At 72.2% G+C, this 16,429-nt stretch carries 13 protein-coding genes, 1 tRNA gene and 1 riboswitch; of the genes, 7 read left to right on the plus strand and 7 right to left on the minus strand.

All coding sequences use genetic code 11. The annotated features are described in order from the left end of the window. Positions 1-118: 118 nt before the first annotated feature. The 4 genes from AB0F71_RS26565 to AB0F71_RS26580 all read right to left on the minus strand — a co-directional run bounded on the left by AB0F71_RS26565 (position 119) and on the right by AB0F71_RS26580 (position 3,651). Entirely contained in the window at positions 119-1,021 is a 903-nt protein-coding gene (locus AB0F71_RS26565) for a glycosyltransferase (protein WP_360238805.1), read from the minus strand. Further along, the gene (locus tag AB0F71_RS26570; RefSeq protein ID WP_360238876.1) at positions 1,018-1,755 is read right to left on the minus strand and encodes a CDP-alcohol phosphatidyltransferase family protein; all 738 of its coding nucleotides are present in this window, start codon (positions 1,753-1,755) and stop codon (positions 1,018-1,020) included. The genes AB0F71_RS26565 and AB0F71_RS26570 overlap by 4 nt, the downstream gene beginning before the upstream one ends. A 91-nt stretch (positions 1,756-1,846) precedes the next feature. Continuing rightward, positions 1,847-2,908: an iron-containing alcohol dehydrogenase family protein gene (locus AB0F71_RS26575; RefSeq protein ID WP_360238807.1), complete on the minus strand. Its 1,062-nt coding sequence runs from the start codon at positions 2,906-2,908 to the stop codon at positions 1,847-1,849. Next, positions 2,896-3,651, minus strand: coding sequence for a phosphocholine cytidylyltransferase family protein (locus AB0F71_RS26580; RefSeq protein ID WP_360238809.1), 756 nt, complete (start codon positions 3,649-3,651; stop codon positions 2,896-2,898). The genes AB0F71_RS26575 and AB0F71_RS26580 overlap by 13 nt, the downstream gene beginning before the upstream one ends. A gap of 503 nt (positions 3,652-4,154) precedes the next feature. Between AB0F71_RS26580 and idi the strand changes: the two genes are divergently transcribed. Beyond that, positions 4,155-4,802 carry an isopentenyl-diphosphate Delta-isomerase gene (gene idi, locus AB0F71_RS26585; protein ID WP_360238811.1) on the plus strand — a complete coding sequence of 216 codons (648 nt, stop codon included), beginning with the start codon at positions 4,155-4,157 and terminating at the stop codon, positions 4,800-4,802. A gap of 110 nt (positions 4,803-4,912) precedes the next feature. On the opposite strand, the gene AB0F71_RS26590 is transcribed toward idi, so the two are convergent. Then, complete coding sequence (locus AB0F71_RS26590) at positions 4,913-5,332, minus strand: ATP-binding protein (RefSeq protein ID WP_360238878.1); 420 nt, start codon at positions 5,330-5,332, stop codon at positions 4,913-4,915. Positions 5,333-5,853: 521 nt separating this feature from the next. Between AB0F71_RS26590 and AB0F71_RS26595 the strand changes: the two genes are divergently transcribed. Both AB0F71_RS26595 and AB0F71_RS26600 read left to right on the plus strand, forming a co-directional pair. Further along, a tRNA-Leu gene (locus tag AB0F71_RS26595) sits at positions 5,854-5,938 on the plus strand. Positions 5,939-6,234: 296 nt separating this feature from the next. Beyond that, complete coding sequence (locus AB0F71_RS26600) at positions 6,235-7,902, plus strand: APC family permease (protein WP_360238813.1); 1,668 nt, start codon at positions 6,235-6,237, stop codon at positions 7,900-7,902. 82 nt (positions 7,903-7,984) lie between these two features. On the opposite strand, the gene AB0F71_RS26605 is transcribed toward AB0F71_RS26600, so the two are convergent. Beyond that, a complete protein-coding gene (locus AB0F71_RS26605; RefSeq protein ID WP_360238815.1) occupies positions 7,985-8,968 on the minus strand; it encodes a class I SAM-dependent methyltransferase in 984 nt (327 codons plus the stop codon). A gap of 399 nt (positions 8,969-9,367) precedes the next feature. Here AB0F71_RS26605 and AB0F71_RS26610 point away from each other — a divergent pair, with 399 nt between their 5' ends. After that, positions 9,368-9,898, plus strand: coding sequence for a DUF6624 domain-containing protein (locus AB0F71_RS26610; RefSeq protein ID WP_360238817.1), 531 nt, complete (start codon positions 9,368-9,370; stop codon positions 9,896-9,898). Positions 9,899-10,013: 115 nt separating this feature from the next. Next, entirely contained in the window at positions 10,014-11,444 is a 1,431-nt protein-coding gene (locus AB0F71_RS26615; protein WP_360238819.1) for an aldehyde dehydrogenase family protein, read from the plus strand. A 73-nt stretch (positions 11,445-11,517) separates the two neighbouring features. Here the strand turns inward: AB0F71_RS26615 and AB0F71_RS26620 are convergent, their stop codons facing one another. After that, positions 11,518-13,035, minus strand: a complete 1,518-nt coding sequence (locus tag AB0F71_RS26620) for a glycine hydroxymethyltransferase (protein WP_360238821.1) — start codon at positions 13,033-13,035, stop codon at positions 11,518-11,520. A 20-nt stretch (positions 13,036-13,055) separates the two neighbouring features. Beyond that, positions 13,056-13,150: riboswitch (ZMP/ZTP riboswitch) on the minus strand. A gap of 306 nt (positions 13,151-13,456) precedes the next feature. Here AB0F71_RS26620 and AB0F71_RS26625 point away from each other — a divergent pair. Both AB0F71_RS26625 and AB0F71_RS26630 read left to right on the plus strand, forming a co-directional pair. Continuing rightward, a complete protein-coding gene (locus AB0F71_RS26625) occupies positions 13,457-14,428 on the plus strand; it encodes an ABC transporter permease (RefSeq protein WP_360238823.1) in 972 nt (323 codons plus the stop codon). A gap of 144 nt (positions 14,429-14,572) precedes the next feature. Continuing rightward, entirely contained in the window at positions 14,573-16,327 is a 1,755-nt protein-coding gene (locus AB0F71_RS26630) for an ABC transporter substrate-binding protein (RefSeq protein ID WP_360238825.1), read from the plus strand. The last annotated feature ends 102 nt before the right edge of the window (positions 16,328-16,429 follow it).

Raw genomic sequence — 16,429 nt, forward strand, 5'->3', positions numbered from 1 at the left:
CGGGGCGGCCGGTCGGCGGGGGTCCGCCGGCCTTGCGCCGATGGGGATCCACTGGGATCACGGGGGGATTCCGGCCGGCGTGTGGTCACCGGCCGTGGCGATCGATCACCTGATCCAATCAGATGATCGGAGGACGTCCCATCCTGGTCAGTCGCCAGACGGTACGCCATCGCATGGGCTTGCGCGGACCGCAGGGTTCGCGGAAACCCGCCCGGAATCCGCTCAGCCAGGCCCTCAACCCCTCCGCGGAGGGACGTCGGGCCAGGGTCAGCAGAAACCAGGTTCCCAGATAGAGAGGCACCAACGGGGCCGGAAGGTTCCGCCTCGCGAGCCAGACCCTGTTACGGGCCACGTTGTGGAAGTAGGCGGCGTGCCGGGCCGGCGAGGTCGCGGGGTGGTGCAGCACCACGTCCGCCCGGTAGTCGATGGCCCAGCCGGCGTCCAGGGCGCGCCACGCGAGGTCGGTCTCCTCGTGGGCGTAGAAGAACTCGGCCGGCAGCTGCCCGGCCTGCTCGAACACCTTGCAGCGCACGGCGCTCGCACCGCCCAGGAAGGTGGTCACCCGGGAGGAGCGCATCGGGTCGCTGGCGCGCAGCCGGGGGACGTGCCGGCGCTGGGTGACGCCGGTGTCCGGGTCCTCGATCCGGAAGGACACGATGCCCAGCTCCGGGTCGGCGGTGAAGGCCTCGCGCAGCAGGCGGGCGGAGTCGGTGCGCGGCAGCAGGCCGTCGTCGTCCAGGAAGAGGACGGCGTCCACCTCCCGGCCGTCCGGCCCGAACAGCTCGATGCCCACGTTGCGCCCGCCCGGGATGCCCAGGTTCTCCGGCAGCTCGACGGTGCGCACACCGGCCGGCAGCGGGGGCAGCTTCGCGCCCTGGCCGACCACGGCGAACTCGACCTCCGGGCCCTCCTGGGCACGGACGGACTCGATCAGGGCGTTGAGCTCGGCGGGCCGGTTGCCCATGGTGATGATCACGACGCCGAGGCGGAAGTCCTCCGCGGTGGTGGTGGAGGTGGTCATCGGAGCCTGCTCGAGAGGACGATGCTCAGCAGGTGCAGCACGGTCTGCAGCATGGCGATCGCCGCCAGCACCACGACCGCGATCCGGGTGAAGAACAGTCCGCCGTGCACGGCGTCGGCGATCCCGGCCGCCAGGATGAACAGCGAGGCCTCGACCGCGCCGACCAGGCGGTGGAACTTGAGCAGCGAGGCGGCCCGGCGGGCCTTGGCCACCGAGGCGGACCGCGGCACCGAGGCGCTGTCCTCGACGGCCGTCAGGCCGCTGCGGGCCCGGGCCACGTCCACCAGGTCCGTCTCGGACTTGATCAGGATCGCGCCGAGCGCGGCCAGCGTGCCCAGGAACGCCCACTCCCAGTGCGAGCCGCCGCCCTCGCGGTGCAGCAGGTCGGTGGCGCGCAGGCCGAGGCCGGTCAGCAGGGCCGCCTCGGACATGTAGTGGCCGACCCGGTCCAGGTAGACGCCGGTGAGCGAGGTCTGCCGGCGCCAGCGGGCCACCTCGCCGTCCACGCAGTCCAGCAGCAGGTAGACCTGGATCAGCAGGGCGCCCAGGACGGCGCCGGTGATGCCCGGCACGACCAGGGCGGCGCCGGCCAGGATGCCGGTGAACATCATCAGGTAGGTCAGGCCGTTGGGCGTGATCGCCGTCATGGTGGACAGCACGCGGGTGATCCGCAACGAGATCTTCCGCATGTAGAGGCGCCCGGCCCAGTGCTCGGCGCTGCGGCGCTGGAGCATGCCCTCCGGGTGGATCACCGCCCGCAGCTCCTCGATCGAGGGCCGGCGGGTCAGGTCCACCGGGGGCCGCTCGGCGCCCGCGGTGGAGGGGTCAGCTGTTGACGGCTTGGACATAGTCGGCGTACGCGTCCCTGATTGCGGAAGGGGAGAGGTCGAGGTGTTCCAGGATGGTGTAGCGGCCCGGGCGGGTGTTCGGAGCGTAGTGCACCGCCTCGGTGAACTCCGTTTCGGTGAAACCCATCTGAGCTGCGGTCACCGGCAGCCCGTGGCTCCTCAGTCGCTCCACGATCAGACCGGTCAGCTCGCGCTCGCCCCGCAGGAAGCTGGCGAACGCCGCGCCGAGGCCGACCTGTTCGCCGTGCTGGGCGGAGCGCTTGGGGTACATCACGTCCAGGGCATGGCAGATCTCGTGGCAGGCACCCGAGGAGGGCCGGGAACTGCCCGCGATGTTCATCGCGATGCCGGACAGTACCAGGGCTTCCGCGAGGGCCGTCAGGAGGTCCTGGTCCTGAGTGCTTCCTGGGTGCCGCAGCAGGTTCTCGCCCGCCGAGCGGGCCATCGCGACGGCCAGTCCGTCCACCGGTTCGCCGGTGACGGCGTGCGACAACTCCCAGTCCGCGCAGGCCGAGATGTTGGAGACGACGTCCCCGATGCCGGCCGCCACGAAGCGCTGCGGGGCCTGCCGGATCACGTCCAGGTCGACGATGATGCCGATCGGGCTGGGGACCCCGTAGGAGCCCCGGCCGGCGTCGTTGTCGAGGGTGGAGACCGGGGAGCAGATGCCGTCGTGCGCGAGGTTGGTGGCCACCGCGACCACCGGCAGGCCGACCCGGGCAGCGGCGTACTTGGCGGCGTCGATGATCTTGCCGCCGCCGAGGCCGACGACCGCGTCGTAGTGCTTGCCGCGCATCTCCTCGGCGAAGCGCACCGCGCTGTCGAGGCTGCCGTCGTCCACGTTGTACCAGTCGGCGCCGGGCAGGGCCGGCTCCAGGCGCTCGCGCATCGCGGCGCCGGAGCCGTTGCTGATCGCCACCGCGATCCGGCCCGAGGCCGACAGCCTCTGGTCCGCGAGGATGCCGCCGAGCGCGTCCAGCGCGCCCGGGCGGATCTCCGCGAACAGCGGCGACGGGACCAGTCGGGTCAGTACTGGCACGCGATCTCCCGGGCCTTCGCCAGGTCGTCGTGGTTGTCGACCTCGACCCAGGACACCTCGCCGATCGGCTGCACGTCGATCCGCAGGCCCCGGTCGACCATCTCCTGGTAGCCGTCCTCGTAGTACAGCTGGGGGTCGCGCTCGTAGGTGGCGCGCAGCGCGTCGGTCAGGTCGGCGGCCGCGGCCGGGTTGATCACGGTGACGCCGATGTACTCGCCGGTCGCCTCGGCCGGGTCCATCAGCTTGGTGATGCGGCGCATGCCGGCGGCCGGGTCGACGACGACCTTCATCTCCTCGTCGGCGAGCTTCTTCACCGTGTCCAGGGCGAGCAGGATGCCGGGGGCCCGGCCCTCCTCGACGAGGCGCCGGTTGCCCTCCAGCATGGTGCGCTGGACGGAGGCCGGGTGGACGGTGTCGCCGTTGGCCAGCAGCAGGCCCTCGGCGAACAGCTCGCGGGCGCACCAGAGCGAGTAGGCGTTGTTCCACTCCTCCGCCTTGTCGTTCTCGACCAGGTGGAGCTTGACCCCGTACTTGCGCTCCAGGGCGTCCTTGCGGTCGTACACCGCCTCCTTGCGGTAGCCGACGACGATCGCCGCCTCGCGCAGTCCGACCTCGGCGAAGTTGCCCAGGGTGAGGTCCAGGACGGTCCGCTCCCCGTCGACCGGCACCAGCGCCTTGGGCAGGGTGTCGGTGTACGGGCGCAGCCGGCGGCCGGCGCCGGCTGCCAGAACGAGGCCGATCATGCGGGGTCTCCTGATCCGTGGTGCGTCGTGCGGTCCGCGCGGGGATGTGCCGACGGGCCCGGCGGCGCTGTTGCCGGTCGGGACGGCGTACGGCCGGGCCCTGCGGCGGCGCGCCGGACCGGCACAGATCCGGGCAGCGTGTCGTAAGCGATGGTAGGCGACCCGGGCGACGCGCCCGAACGGGACCGGAGGCGCCGAGGTGACGACACGGTGGAGGTGCGGTGATCGAACAGAATGGGAACGGATACCGAACTGGTCTCCGGGACGAATGACCCTTCCGGGGACTTCCCCGACCGTTTCCGGTACGGATCCGGACTCCCCCGCGTCATGATCCGCCCGGTTGTGCGTGGGACCCGTCCGGACCGCCACCCATACGGCAGACTGGAGCCCGACGCCGGCGCCGGTGCCCGCGCCGCGTCCCGAGCCGCCCGACGGGTGCCCACGGCGCGCTCGACGCGCTCGACGCTCCCGTTGCTCCCGCTCCCCCTCCCGAAAGAGGCCCCATGCCCCAGAGTCCGCCGACCGACCCGACCCACTTCGCCGCCGAGATCGACAGCGGCCTGGACGTGGAGACAGACGTGACGGTCGACCCCGGGGCCACCGCCCCCTCGAGCACCGAGATCCTGCTGGAACTGGTCGACGACGAGGGCGTCACCATCGGCACCGGTGAGAAGCTCTGGGCCCACCAGCAGCCGGGCCGGCTGCACCGGGCCTTCTCGGTCTTCCTGTTCGACCGCCAGGGCCGGCTGCTGCTCCAGCGCCGGGCGCTCACCAAGTACCACTCCCCCGGCGTCTGGTCGAACACCTGCTGCGGGCACCCGTACCCGGACGAGCCGCCGTTCGTGGCCGCCGCCCGGCGCACCGCCGAGGAGCTGGGCATCGCGCCGGCGCTGCTCTGCGAGGCCGGCACCGTCCGCTACGACCTGCCGGACGAGGCCACCGGGCTGATCGAGCGGGAGTGGAACCACCTGTTCGTCGGGCTGGTCACGGCGCCGGTCCAGCCGGACCCGGAGGAGGTCGAGGACTTCGCCTTCGTGACCGCGCAGGAGCTGCGCGAGCTGCGGGCGGAGCGGCCGTTCTCGGTCTGGTTCGAGACCGTCTTCGAGGCCGCGCTGCCGGGGATCCGGGAGATCGCCGGTCGGGACTGGTAGCGGACGCGGGTCCGTGGGGGTGGCCGTCCCCGGCCGGGGGCGGCCGTCTTCGTGCGGGGCGCCGCCCGCGGCGGCCGCTGCGGCGGTGAGCGCCGTCGAGGGGGCGCCCGTCAGGGCTCGGGCTCCGGGGGGACGGGCAGCGAGGCCCAGATGACCTTGCCGCCCTCCCCCGTGTGCTCCACGTCGCACACCCCGCCCGCCTGGAGGGTGACGCTCTTCACCAGCAGCAGGCCGCGCCCGCCGGTGCGGCCGGTGTCGCTCTCCAGGGCCTTCGGCCGGTACGGGTCGCCGTCCTCGACCGAGACCCGCACCCAGCCCCGGCGCACCGACAGCTCGGTGGTCACCTCGGGCGACAGCTCGGCCGCGTGCCTCACCGCGTTGCCGACCAGCTCGGAGACGATCAGCAGCACGTCGTCCACCAGCTCCTGGTAGCGCACCCCGGTCATGCCCTGGGCCAGCAGGCGGTCCCGCACCGCGTGGCGGGTGCGCGGCACGGAGGCCTCGACGGCGGGCACCCGGAAGCGCCACACGCCCTCGGCGGGACCGTCGGCGGTCGGTCGGCGGCCCGATCGGGCGCCGCGTCTCGGCTCGGCCTTCGCCGCCCCGCTGATCTGCTCCACGTCCAGCCGCCCTTCGTCCGCGACCCGGGAATCAGGCGATCCGCATCATGGCGCCCTCGGTCCACAGAGGCTAGGAGAGCGGTCGGTGCGGCCGTGGCACCGTCGACAAGTTGCCCGTGTCGGATCGGTTCCGACCGGAACCGATCGCGGACTGGGGCGTAATCGATCGTTTGCTTCACCCTCGCCACCGCTTCGCCCGGCGTTCGAGCGCCCTCGCGAGCCGTCCCAGCCAGTCCGGACGGACCGGGCGTCCCACGGCTCCTGCCCCCTTGCGGCGGGGGCGCGACGGGGGCGCGGTGGGTCGGCGGCCCCGGCGAGGTGGGGGCGGGGCCGGGGGCCGAGGAAACGCAGGTGAGAAGCACTCCGGAAGCCTGGTAATGTTCTCTCTGTCGCCGAGGGGGCGAGAGAAAAGCCCCCGAAGCACACACCCTGTCCGGGTGGCGGAATGGCAGACGCGCTAGCTTGAGGTGCTAGTGCCCTTTATCGGGCGTGGGGGTTCAAGTCCCCCCTCGGACACAACCGAAATTCCCCGTGGAATCCGAAAGGATCCCGCGGGGAATTTCCTTTTTCCGGCCCACGGCCGACTCCCCCTCGTGATCCACCGCCGATGGCGGTGTGGCGCCGGTCTCGTTGAGCGGTACCGGCCGTCCGGAAACCGGACACGAGATGGCAACGATCGGGCGGTTTGAGCTTCCTCTGAGGTATTCGCCCCATTTGAAACCATAGGCTGCTGGGGTTTGTCCGGAATACCGACCCAAAACCGTAAAAGCGCCGACACCATCCGCTGAACCCCGAGCGAGAGGACCGATACGTTGAGTGAGCCCGATTCGCCGACGGCATCACACCAGAACTACCGCCGATCGCTCGGCACGATCAGCCTGACCGCGGTCGGGCTCGGCTCGATCATCGGCTCCGGCTGGCTGTTCGGCGCCGAGCGGGCCGCCAGGCTGGCCGGCCCCGCCTCGATCCTCGCCTGGGTGATCGGCGCCGCCGTGGCGCTCACCATCGCGCTCACCTACAGCGAGCTCGGGTCGATGTTCCCCAAGGCCGGCGGCATGGTCCGGTACGGCCAGTACTCGCACGGCTCGCTGGCCGGCTACCTGGCCGCCTGGGCCAACTGGATCGCCATCGTCTCGGTCATCCCGGGTGAGGCCACCGCGTCCGTCCAGTACATGAGCTCCTGGCACTTCGGCTGGGCCAAGGGCCTGTACGACGGCAAGGAACTCACCCTCAGCGGGGTGGCGCTGGCCAGCGTGCTGCTGGTCGTGTACTTCGTCCTCAACTGGTTCGCGATCACGCTGTTCGCCAAGACCAACACGGCGATCACCGTGTTCAAGGTCGTCGTGCCGACGCTGACCGCCGGCGCGCTGCTCCTCGCGCACTTCGACACCTCGCACTTCACCCAGCAGGGCGGCTTCGCCCCGAACGGCTGGAGCGCGGTGTTCACCGCCGTCGCCGTCTCCGGCATCGTCTGGGCCTTCAACGGCTTCCAGTCCCCGCTCAACCTGGCCGGCGAGGCCCGCAACCCCGGCAAGTCGCTGCCCAAGGCCGTCATCGGCTCGATCCTGATCGCCCTGGTGATCTACGTCGCGCTGCAGGTGGCGTTCATCGGCGCCATCCCGGCCGCGGACCTGTCGAACGGCTGGAGCAGCCTCTCCTACACCTCGCCGCTCGCGGACCTCGCGATCGCCTGGGGCATCAACTGGCTCGCACTGCTGCTGTACGCGGACGCCTTCGTCTCGCCGTCCGGCACCGGCATGATCTACGCCGCCACCACCTCGCGCATGATCCACGGCGTGCAGGAGAACGGCCACCTGCCGAAGCTCTTCGGCAAGGTCGACGCCAAGACCGGCATCCCGCGCCCGGCGCTGCTGCTGAACCTGGTGGTCGCCTTCCTGTTCCTCGCGGTCTTCCGCGGCTGGGGCTCGCTGGCCGAGATCGTCTCCGTCGCCACCGTGATCTCGTACATCACCGGCCCGGTCGCCGTGATGGCGCTGCGCCGGCTCGCGCCGGACCTCCAGCGCCCGGTGAAGCTCAAGGCCATGCCGGTGATCGCGCCGATCGCGATGGTCTTCGGCTCGCTGGTGCTCTACTGGGCCCGCTGGCCGCTCACCGGCAAGGTCATCCTGCTGATGGCCGCCGGTCTGCCGATCTGGGCCTGGTACGAGCTGCGCAAGCCCTTCGAGCAGTTGAAGCCGCACCTCAAGGCGGGCGCCTGGATGGTCGCCTACCTGTTCGTGATGGCCGGGGTCTCCTGGGCCGGCAGCTCCGACTTCGGCGGGCACGGCTACCTGCCGGAGGGCTGGGACCTGCTGATCGTGGCCGCGATCGGTCTGGCCTTCTACTACTGGGGCGTCGCGAGCGCCTGGGCCAACCCCTCGCTGGCCGAGGTGCGCCGCGAGCTGGCGGCCGAGGCTGAGGCGGAGGCGTCCGCCTCGGTCGCAGGCAACGCCGGGGACGCGGAGCCCTCGCGGGTCTGAGCGGGTACGCAGCTGGGAAGGGCCGGTCGGGTTTCCGACCGGCCCTTCGGCGTCTCCGGGGTGGGGGCCGGAGCGGCTCCGGTCAGCGGTTCCGGGCACGGCTCCGGGCGCGGCGGATCGCCGAGGTGACCAGCGGGGGCAGCAGGTCCTTGGCGGCGCGCTTGGCGACGTTGACCGGGCGGCGCGCCTCGGCGGCGCGGGCGCGGCGGGCGGCGAGCTCCAGCGCGGCCTCGTCCCGGGCCGTCCGGTCCGCGTCCCCGGGCATCGGCGCCTCGACCCCCGGGGGCCGGTGCCGGGAGGGGCGGAACGGCTGGATGCCTTCCGAGCTGCCGGTCATCCGCAGCACCTGCCGGTGGTTGAGGGTCTCGGTGCTGAGCTCGCAGCCGACCGCGAGGCCGACCCGGTCGAGCAGGTCGCGCTGGAACGGCTCCGGGTCGCCCCAGGTGCCGTAGAACTTGCACTCGGTGAGCAGGATCGGCCGGAGTCCGTGGTTGAACACCGCCTCCCAGGTCGCCGCCGCGACGCCGGGGGTGTGCTGGGCCCGGTAGTCGTCCAGGGCCACGACGCCCTCGTCCCGCAGCGCGGTGCGGGCCACCTGGAGGTCGCCCACCACGTGCTCGTACAGGTGCGAGGCGTCGATGTGGACGAAGCGGTAGGCCCCCGCCGGGACCCGTCCGCCCGCGAGCGCCGAGGTCGGGGCCTGGACGATGTCCGGCAGCCGGTCGTGGAAGGACAGGTAGTTGGCCTCGAAGGCCGACCGGGTCAGCGTCTTCCGGTAGGAGTGTTCCATCTCGCCGGAGTTCTCCTCGTCCGGCGCGTCCGAGTCGAACAGGTCACAGACGGTGAACCTCTCGCCGGGCCGGAGGTGCTCCCCGATCACGATCGCGCTGCGGCCGAGGTAGGCGCCCATCTCCATGAGGTCGCCGGTGACGCCCAGCCGCTCCTGGCGCCCGAGGAACCACTCGAAGGAGTGCCGGTCGTGGTCCCAGAACCACCCCGGAACGTCGTCCAGCACGGCCGGTCCGCCGGGCTGCTGCGGTTCGCCCTTCAATGCGGTGTCGGTCACGGGATGCTCCTTAGCAGTACGGATGACCTGCGGGTCCTGAGCCGGCACCTCGGCGCGGTGACGGCCGGCCCGGCCCCGGGCCCGAACCGGACCACCGCTCGTGCACGGGGCGCTCCCCATCGACAGTAGGCCCCCGCCGCGGAGTCCGCCGCAAACCGCGGGGGGTGCTCCGTCCGGGGCGTCCTCCGGCTCACCCGTCCGCTCGCCGGTCCGCTCGGCCGTCCGCTCGGCCGTCCCGCGGCCGGAGCTGAACACGGCCCGGCGGGTGGCGTACATCCATTCTGTCCCGAACGGCCACCCCGTGTCACCGGCCCTGCGGATGATCTTCGTCGCATCCGCCGCGCCTACCGTGGAGCGGACGGCCCGGACGGCGGGCCCGGACGCGGGGAGCGGATCGGTATGACGACGGAACAGCAGGATCTGACTGACACTCAGAAATCTTCCATCGCCGCCGAGTTGGTGGCGATGATGGCCGAGGACAACGCGGCCGCGCGGCTGGCGCACAGCCCCGACCTGGCCGAACAGGCCCTCTGGCGGCGGCTCACCGCCCGGCACGGGGACCGGCTCTCGGAGATCGTGGCGGAGCACGGCTGGCCCACCGAACGGGCCGTCGGCGCCGAGGCCGCCCGGGCCGCCTGGCTGCTCGCCCAGCACGCGGATCGCCAACTGGACGTCCAGCGGCGGGCGGTGGAGCTGATGGCCGAGGCGGTCGCGGAGGGCGCCGCGAGCGCCCGCGACCTGGCCTTCCTCCAGGACCGACTGGCCGTCAACGAGGGCCGGGAGCAGCGGTACGGGACCCAGATCGGCGCGGTGGTGGACGGCCGGCCGGTGCCCTGGCCGTGCGAGGACCCGGAGCGGCTGGACGAACGCCGGGCGCAGGTCGGGATCGAGGCGTTCGACGAGTACACCGCGCGGTTCGCCCCCGAGTGACCGGCCGGTCAGCTCGGCGGGATTGGCTCTTGCGCACGGCTGTCCGGCCGCCTTGACTGACCTTCCGACTCGCACAGTCGGCCGATGAGCGGCTGACCAGCTGAAAGGATGATCCGTGCAGCAGGAGTACGCGGAGTACGGCGACCAGTACATCGACGGCGCCTGGCGGCCCTCCCGGGACTCCGGCACGATCCCCGTGCTCAACCCGGCCACCGAGCAGGTGCTCGCCACCGTGCCGGCCGGCGCGGCGGCCGACGTTGACGCCGCAGTTACCGCGGCCCGCCGGGCGGCCCGGGGCTGGGCCGCCACCACCCGCGAGGAGCGGCTGGCGCTGCTCACCCGGCTGCGGGACGGACTGGCCGACGCCCAGGCGGAGATCACCTCGACCGTGGTCGCCGAACTGGGCGCCCCGGTCGGCTTCGCGGGGGCCGTGCACGCCGGGCTGCCGCTGACCGTGGCGACCTCCTACTTGAGCCTGCTGGCCGGGTACTCCTTCGAAGAGCGGATCGGCAACTCGGTGGTGTTCGCCGAGCCGGCCGGGGTGGTCGCGGCGATCACGCCGTGGAACTACCCGCTGCACCAGATCGTCGCCAAGGTCGTCCCGGCGCTGGCGGCCGGCTGCCCGGTGGTCCTCAAGCCGGCCGAGGACACCCCGCTGGTGGCCCGGCTGTTCGCCCGGCTGGTGGACGAAGCCGGCTTCCCGGCCGGGGTGTTCAACCTGGTGACCGGCATCGGGGCGGTCGCGGGCGCGGCGCTCGCCGCCCATCCGGAGGTGGACGTGGTGTCCTTCACCGGCTCCACCGCCGTCGGCCGGCAGGTCGCCGAGACGGCCGGGCGCGGGCTCAAGCGGGTCGCCCTGGAGCTGGGCGGCAAGTCCGCCAACGTGGTGCTGCCGGGCGCCGACCTGGCCCGGGCGGTGAACGTGAACGTCGCCAACGTCTTCGCCAACTCCGGCCAGACGTGCAGCGCCTGGACCCGGCTGCTGGTGCACGTGGACCAGTACGAGGAGGCGCTCGCGCTCGCCGCCAAGGCCGCCGAGAAGTACGTCCCGGGCGACCCGGCCGACCCGCGGACCCGGATCGGCCCGCTGGTCAACGCCCGGCAGCTGGAGCGGGTGCGCGGCTACCTGGAGGGCGCGCTCGCCCAGGGCGCCCGGCTGGTGGCCGGCGGCCCGGAGCCGCTGGCCGAACTCCCCACCGGCCACTACGTCCAGCCGACCGTCCTCGCCGACGTCACCCCGGAGATGACGGTCGCCCAGGAGGAGGTCTTCGGGCCCGTCCTGGCGGTCCTCCCCTACCGCGACGAGGACCACGCGGTCGAGATCGCCAACGGCACGGCCTACGGGCTGGCCGGCGGCGTCTGGGCGGCGAACACCGACACCGCCGCCGCCTTCGCCCGCCGCCTGGACACCGGACAGGTGGACCTCAACGGCGGCCGGTTCAACCCGCTGGCGCCGTTCGGCGGTTACAAGGACTCCGGGCTCGGCCGCGAGCTGGGTCGGCACGGGCTGGAGGAGTTCCTGCAGTACAAGTCGCTCCAGTACTAGGGCGTGTCTTGACCGCCGGGCCGCCGAACTTCCCTTCGGCGGCCCGGAGCCACGACCGGCGCTGCCGGTCCGGTCAGACCAGGTCGACGCCCGGGTAGAGCGGGAACGGGGCCAGCAGGTCGGCGGCGCGCTTGGCGACACCGTCGCGGAGGGCCTCGTCGAGCGCGTAGTTCGCCTTGGACGGGGCGCCGTTGGCCGCGGTGGTGGGGGTGGTGCCGCGCAGGACGGTGTCGATCAGGGCCGCGATCTCGTCCATCTCGGCGGCGCCCAGGCCGCGGGTGGTCAGCGCCGGGGTGCCCAGCCGCACGCCCGAGGTGTACCAGGCGCCGTTCGGGTCCTGCGGGACGGAGTTGCGGTTGGTGACGATGCCCGAGTCCAGCAGCGCCGCCTCGGCCTGACGGCCCGTCAGGCCGTAGTCGGAGACGTCGGCGAGCACCAGGTGGTTGTCGGTGCCGCCGGTGACCAGCTTGCCGCCGCGGCGCAGCAGGCCCTCGGCGAGCGCCCGGGCGTTGTCGACCACGGCCTGGGCGTAGGACCGGAACTCGGGGCGGCGGGCCTCGGCGAGGGCGACGGCCTTGGCGGCCATCACGTGCGAGAGCGGGCCGCCGAGCACCAGCGGGCAGCCGCGGTCGACGTGTTCGGCCAGCTCGGCGGTGCTGAGCACCATGCCGCCGCGCGGGCCGCGCAGGGACTTGTGGGTGGTCGTGGTGACGATGTGGGCGTGCGGCACCGGGTCGTGGTCGCCGGTCAGCACCTTGCCCGCGACCAGGCCGGCGAAGTGTGCCATGTCGACCATGAGGGTCGCGCCGACCTCGTCCGCGATCTCGCGCATCCGGCGGAAGTCCACCAGCCGCGGGTAGGCGGAGTAGCCGGCCACCAGGATCAGCGGGCGGAACTCGCGGGCGGTCTCGCGCAGCGCGTCGTAGTCGATCAGGCCGGTGACCGGGTCGGTGCCGTAGCTGCGCTGCTCGAACATCTTGCCGGAGATGTTGGGCCGGAAGCCGTGGGTGAGGTGGCCGCCGGTGTCCAGCGACATGCCGAGCATCCGCTGGTTGCCGAGCTCCTGGCGCAGCTCGGCCCAGTCCTGCTCGGTGAGGTCGTTGACGTTGCGCACCTTGGCCCGCTCCAGGGCCGGGCTCTCGACCCGCTGGGAGAGCACGGCCCAGAAGGCGGTGAGGTTGGCGTCGATGCCCGAGTGCGGCTGGACGTAGGCGTGTTCGGCGCCGAACAGCTCGCGGGCGTGCTCGGCGGCGATCGCCTCGACGGTGTCGACGTTGCGGCAGCCGGCGTAGAAGCGGCGGCCGACGGTGCCCTCGGCGTACTTGTCGCTGAGCCAGTTGCCCATGGCGAGCAGGACGGCCGGGGAGGCGTAGTTCTCGCTGGCGATCAGCTTGAGCGAGGCGCGCTGGTCCTCCAGCTCCCGGCCGATGGCGGCGGCGATCCGGGGCTCCACGCCGGCCACCACGTCCAGGGCGCTGCGGAAGGAGGTGTCGGCGGCGGGGCTCGCGGTGGTATGCGGCTGTGCGGGGGTCGGCTGGGGCTGGGGCTGCGACTGCGCGGGGGTCCGGTCGGACTCGGGGTGCTGGGCCATGGCGGTCTCCTGGTGGGGATGCGGGCGGCCCAGGCGCTCGGCAACGACGTGAGGATCCACGGGACCGCTTCCCGATGGTCGATTCCATCCCTACGCGCCAGTCGCGGTCCTCCGGGATCGTACCAATACCCTGGGGACTGTGGCGGAGGTCTCAGAATGCGGAACGGGCGGTCCGCTTCGATGCGGTATGTCCGTTCTCCCGCAACGGCCGTGTTGCGGGGAAATGAAGCCGCCACAATTCCCGAAACAGTCCGGAAGGAATTGCCGTGGAGCGCCTTCCGGTGATTTGCGGAAGGCCGGACGCATCCGATCTGATGTCGCTCGAACGGCCGCCGGGAAACCCCCGGGAGCCGGTTCGGAAATGCCCACCAGCGCACCCTCACCCATGGGGCGGCGGAGAAATTCGGGGAGTACGCCTCTCATGGCAGCGGTCGACACAGTCGCAGTTACCGGCCCGGCCCCCGGGCCCGCCGCACCGAGCCTGCTGCGCCGGGTGCTGCGCGACCGGGTCGGCGCCGCCGCCTGCGCCGTCGTCCTGCTGTTCCTGCTGCTCGCCCTGGCCGCGCCACTGGTCGCCGCCCTGTACGGGAGGAACCCGGTCGAGCACTACGGCCAGAACACTCCGGGCCTGCTCAGCGACGGCGGCCTGCCCGTGCTGCCGAACGGCGGGATCTCCGGCGAGTTCTGGTTCGGCCTGGAGCCCGGCCTCGGCCGGGATGTGCTGACCCAGCTGCTGTACGGCATCCGCACCTCGCTGCTGATCGCCTTCGCCGCGGCCGCCGTGACCACCACGCTCGGCGTGCTGGCCGGGGTCGCGGTCGGCTACCTCGGCGGGATCGCGGACCGGCTGTTCGGGTTCCTCGCCAATGTGCTGCTGGCCTTTCCGACCCTGCTCCTGCTGCTCGCGCTCAGCCCGGTGATCCAGTCCCGGCTGGTCGATCCGGGCGCCGCGGAACCGGAGTGGATGCAGTTCCTGGTGCTGATCCTGGTATTCTCCGCGTTCGGCTGGATTCCGCTCGCACTTTCCCTCCGGGCCACCGTCCGCTCGCTCCGGGAAAGGGATTTCGTGCAGTCCGCCCGGGCGCAGGGGGCGAGCCGCTTCCACATCGTCGTCCACGAACTGCTGCCGAACGTCCGCTCCCAGCTGATCGTGCACGCCACCATGGCCGTACCGACCTTCGTCGCCTCCGAGGCCGCGCTGTCCTTCCTCGGCGTCGGCGTCACCGAGCCCGTCCCCGACTGGGGGCGGATGATCTCGCGCGGCTCGGAGGTCTTCCAGGCCGACCCGACGTACCTGGTCTTCCCGGGCGCGGCCCTGCTGGTGTTCGTGCTCGCCTTCAACCTGCTCGGCGACGCCGTCCGGGACGCCCTGGACCCGCGCCGCGCCCGCTGAGCCCCTCCGCTTCCCCGCTCCTTCCGCTTCCCCCTTCCTTCCGTTCTCCCTTCCTTGCGTTCCTCCTTCCTTGCGTTCCCCTCCCCTGATCAACCATCCGAGCCCGCCCCGATCCGAACGAGTCGGGGCAAGGAGAGATTCGTCATGCGCTGGACCAAACCGTCGCTCGCCGTCATCGCCACCGCCCTGCTGGCGACCTCCTGCTCGGCCGGCGCGGGCAGTACCGGCTCCGCCGCCGGCGGGGCCCCGGCCAAGGAGACCTCGCCGCTGACCGCCGCGCTCGGTACCGAGAAGGACAGCGCGGGCCCCGCCCCGGCCGTCCCCGGCGCCCGCCCGGGCGGCACGGTCAACGTGTACAACAGCGTCGAGTTCCGCCACCTGGACCCGCAGAAGGTCTACGCGGGCGCCGGGTACAACGCCTCGCTGCTCTGGGGCCGCCAGCTGACGCAGTACCAGGTCGTCGACGGCAAGGCCAAGCTGGTCGGCGACCTGGCCACCGACACCGGCACCCCGACCGACGGCGGGCGCACCTGGACGTACCGGCTCAAGGAGGGCGTGGCCTGGGAGGACGGCAAGCCGATCACCGCCCAGGACGTCAAGTACGGGATCGAGCGCACCTTCGGCAAGGGCTACGAGGTCGGCCCGCCGTACTGGCCGCAGTGGCTCACCGGCGAGGCCAGCTACGAAGCCGCTCGCGCCAAGTACGCCGGACCGCAGGCCGGCGAGCTGGACGCGATCCAGACCCCGGACGAGCGCACCCTGGTCTTCCACTTCCCGCAGCCGCAGGCCGACGTGCCGTACATGGCCGCGCAGTCCTCCTCCTCGCCGGTGCGCCGGGACAAGGACACCGGGACGGACTACGACCGGCTGCCGTTCGCCACCGGCCCGTACCGGATCGTCGAGCACATCCAGAACACCCGCATGGTGCTGGAGCGCAACCCGGCCTGGAAGGCGGACACCGACCCGATCCGCAACCAGTACCCGGACAAGTTCGTGTTCACGTACGGCAAGGAGGCGCTCAACGGCAACCAGCAGATCCTCTCCGGGCGGGACGGCGGCGCCAACGCCACCACCGCCTCCGACGAGCTCTCCCCCGAGCTGTACCAGACCACCGACACCGACCCCAAGGCCAAGGACCTGGTCGTCTCCGGCCGCCGGGGCGCCTTCGTCACCCAGCTGGTGATCAACAACGAGCGGGTGCCGGACATCCAGGTGCGCAGGGCGCTCAACCTCGCCTACCCGCGCCAGCAGGCCCGGCAGGTCCAGGGCGGCTCCCGGACCGGCGAGCTGGCCACCACGCTCAGCTCGCCCGCGCTGATCGACTGGCAGAAGTACGACCTCGACCCGGCCCCGCCCGCGGGCGACCCGGAGGCTGCCAAGGCCGCGCTCGCCAAGGCCGCGCAGGCGCCGACGAGCCTGACCTACGCGTACAAGAACACCCCGGACGGGCAGCGCGTCGCCCAGGTGCTGGTGGACGGCTTCGGCAAGGCGGGCATCACCGTGGTGCCCAAGCCGATCGACCCCAAGGCCTTCCTGGACGAGGTGCACCGGGCGGACTCCCCGTACGACCTGTTCGAGGAGACCAGCTCCGTCGACTGGCCAACCCCGTCCACGCTGATCCCGTTCTCCTTCGACGGCCGGGCCGGCAGCGACATCAACTCCGCGCGCTACCGCAACCCTGCGGTTGACAAGGAGATCAACCGGATCAACCAGATCGGCGAGCCGCGTGCCAAGGCCAAGGAGCTGTACGCGCTGGAGCAGACCGTGATGAAGGACCTGCCGGTGCTGCCGCTCACCTACCCGACGGTCAACCAGCTGCGCGGCAGCAACGTCGGCGGGGCGGTCATCCACCCGATCTACGGGGCGGTCGGGCTGACCTGGCTGTACCTGAAGTCCTGAGGGGCTGAGGACTGAGGGCCTGAGGTCCGTGCCCGGTGCCCGCTGCCCGCGGGAACGGGCCTCCCTGCCCTGCGCGCGTCCCGCTCCCGTCCTGCTCCCGTC

This window comes from Kitasatospora sp. NPDC028055 (genome assembly GCF_040637885.1).
Taxonomy (GTDB): Bacteria; Actinomycetota; Actinomycetes; order Streptomycetales; family Streptomycetaceae; genus Kitasatospora.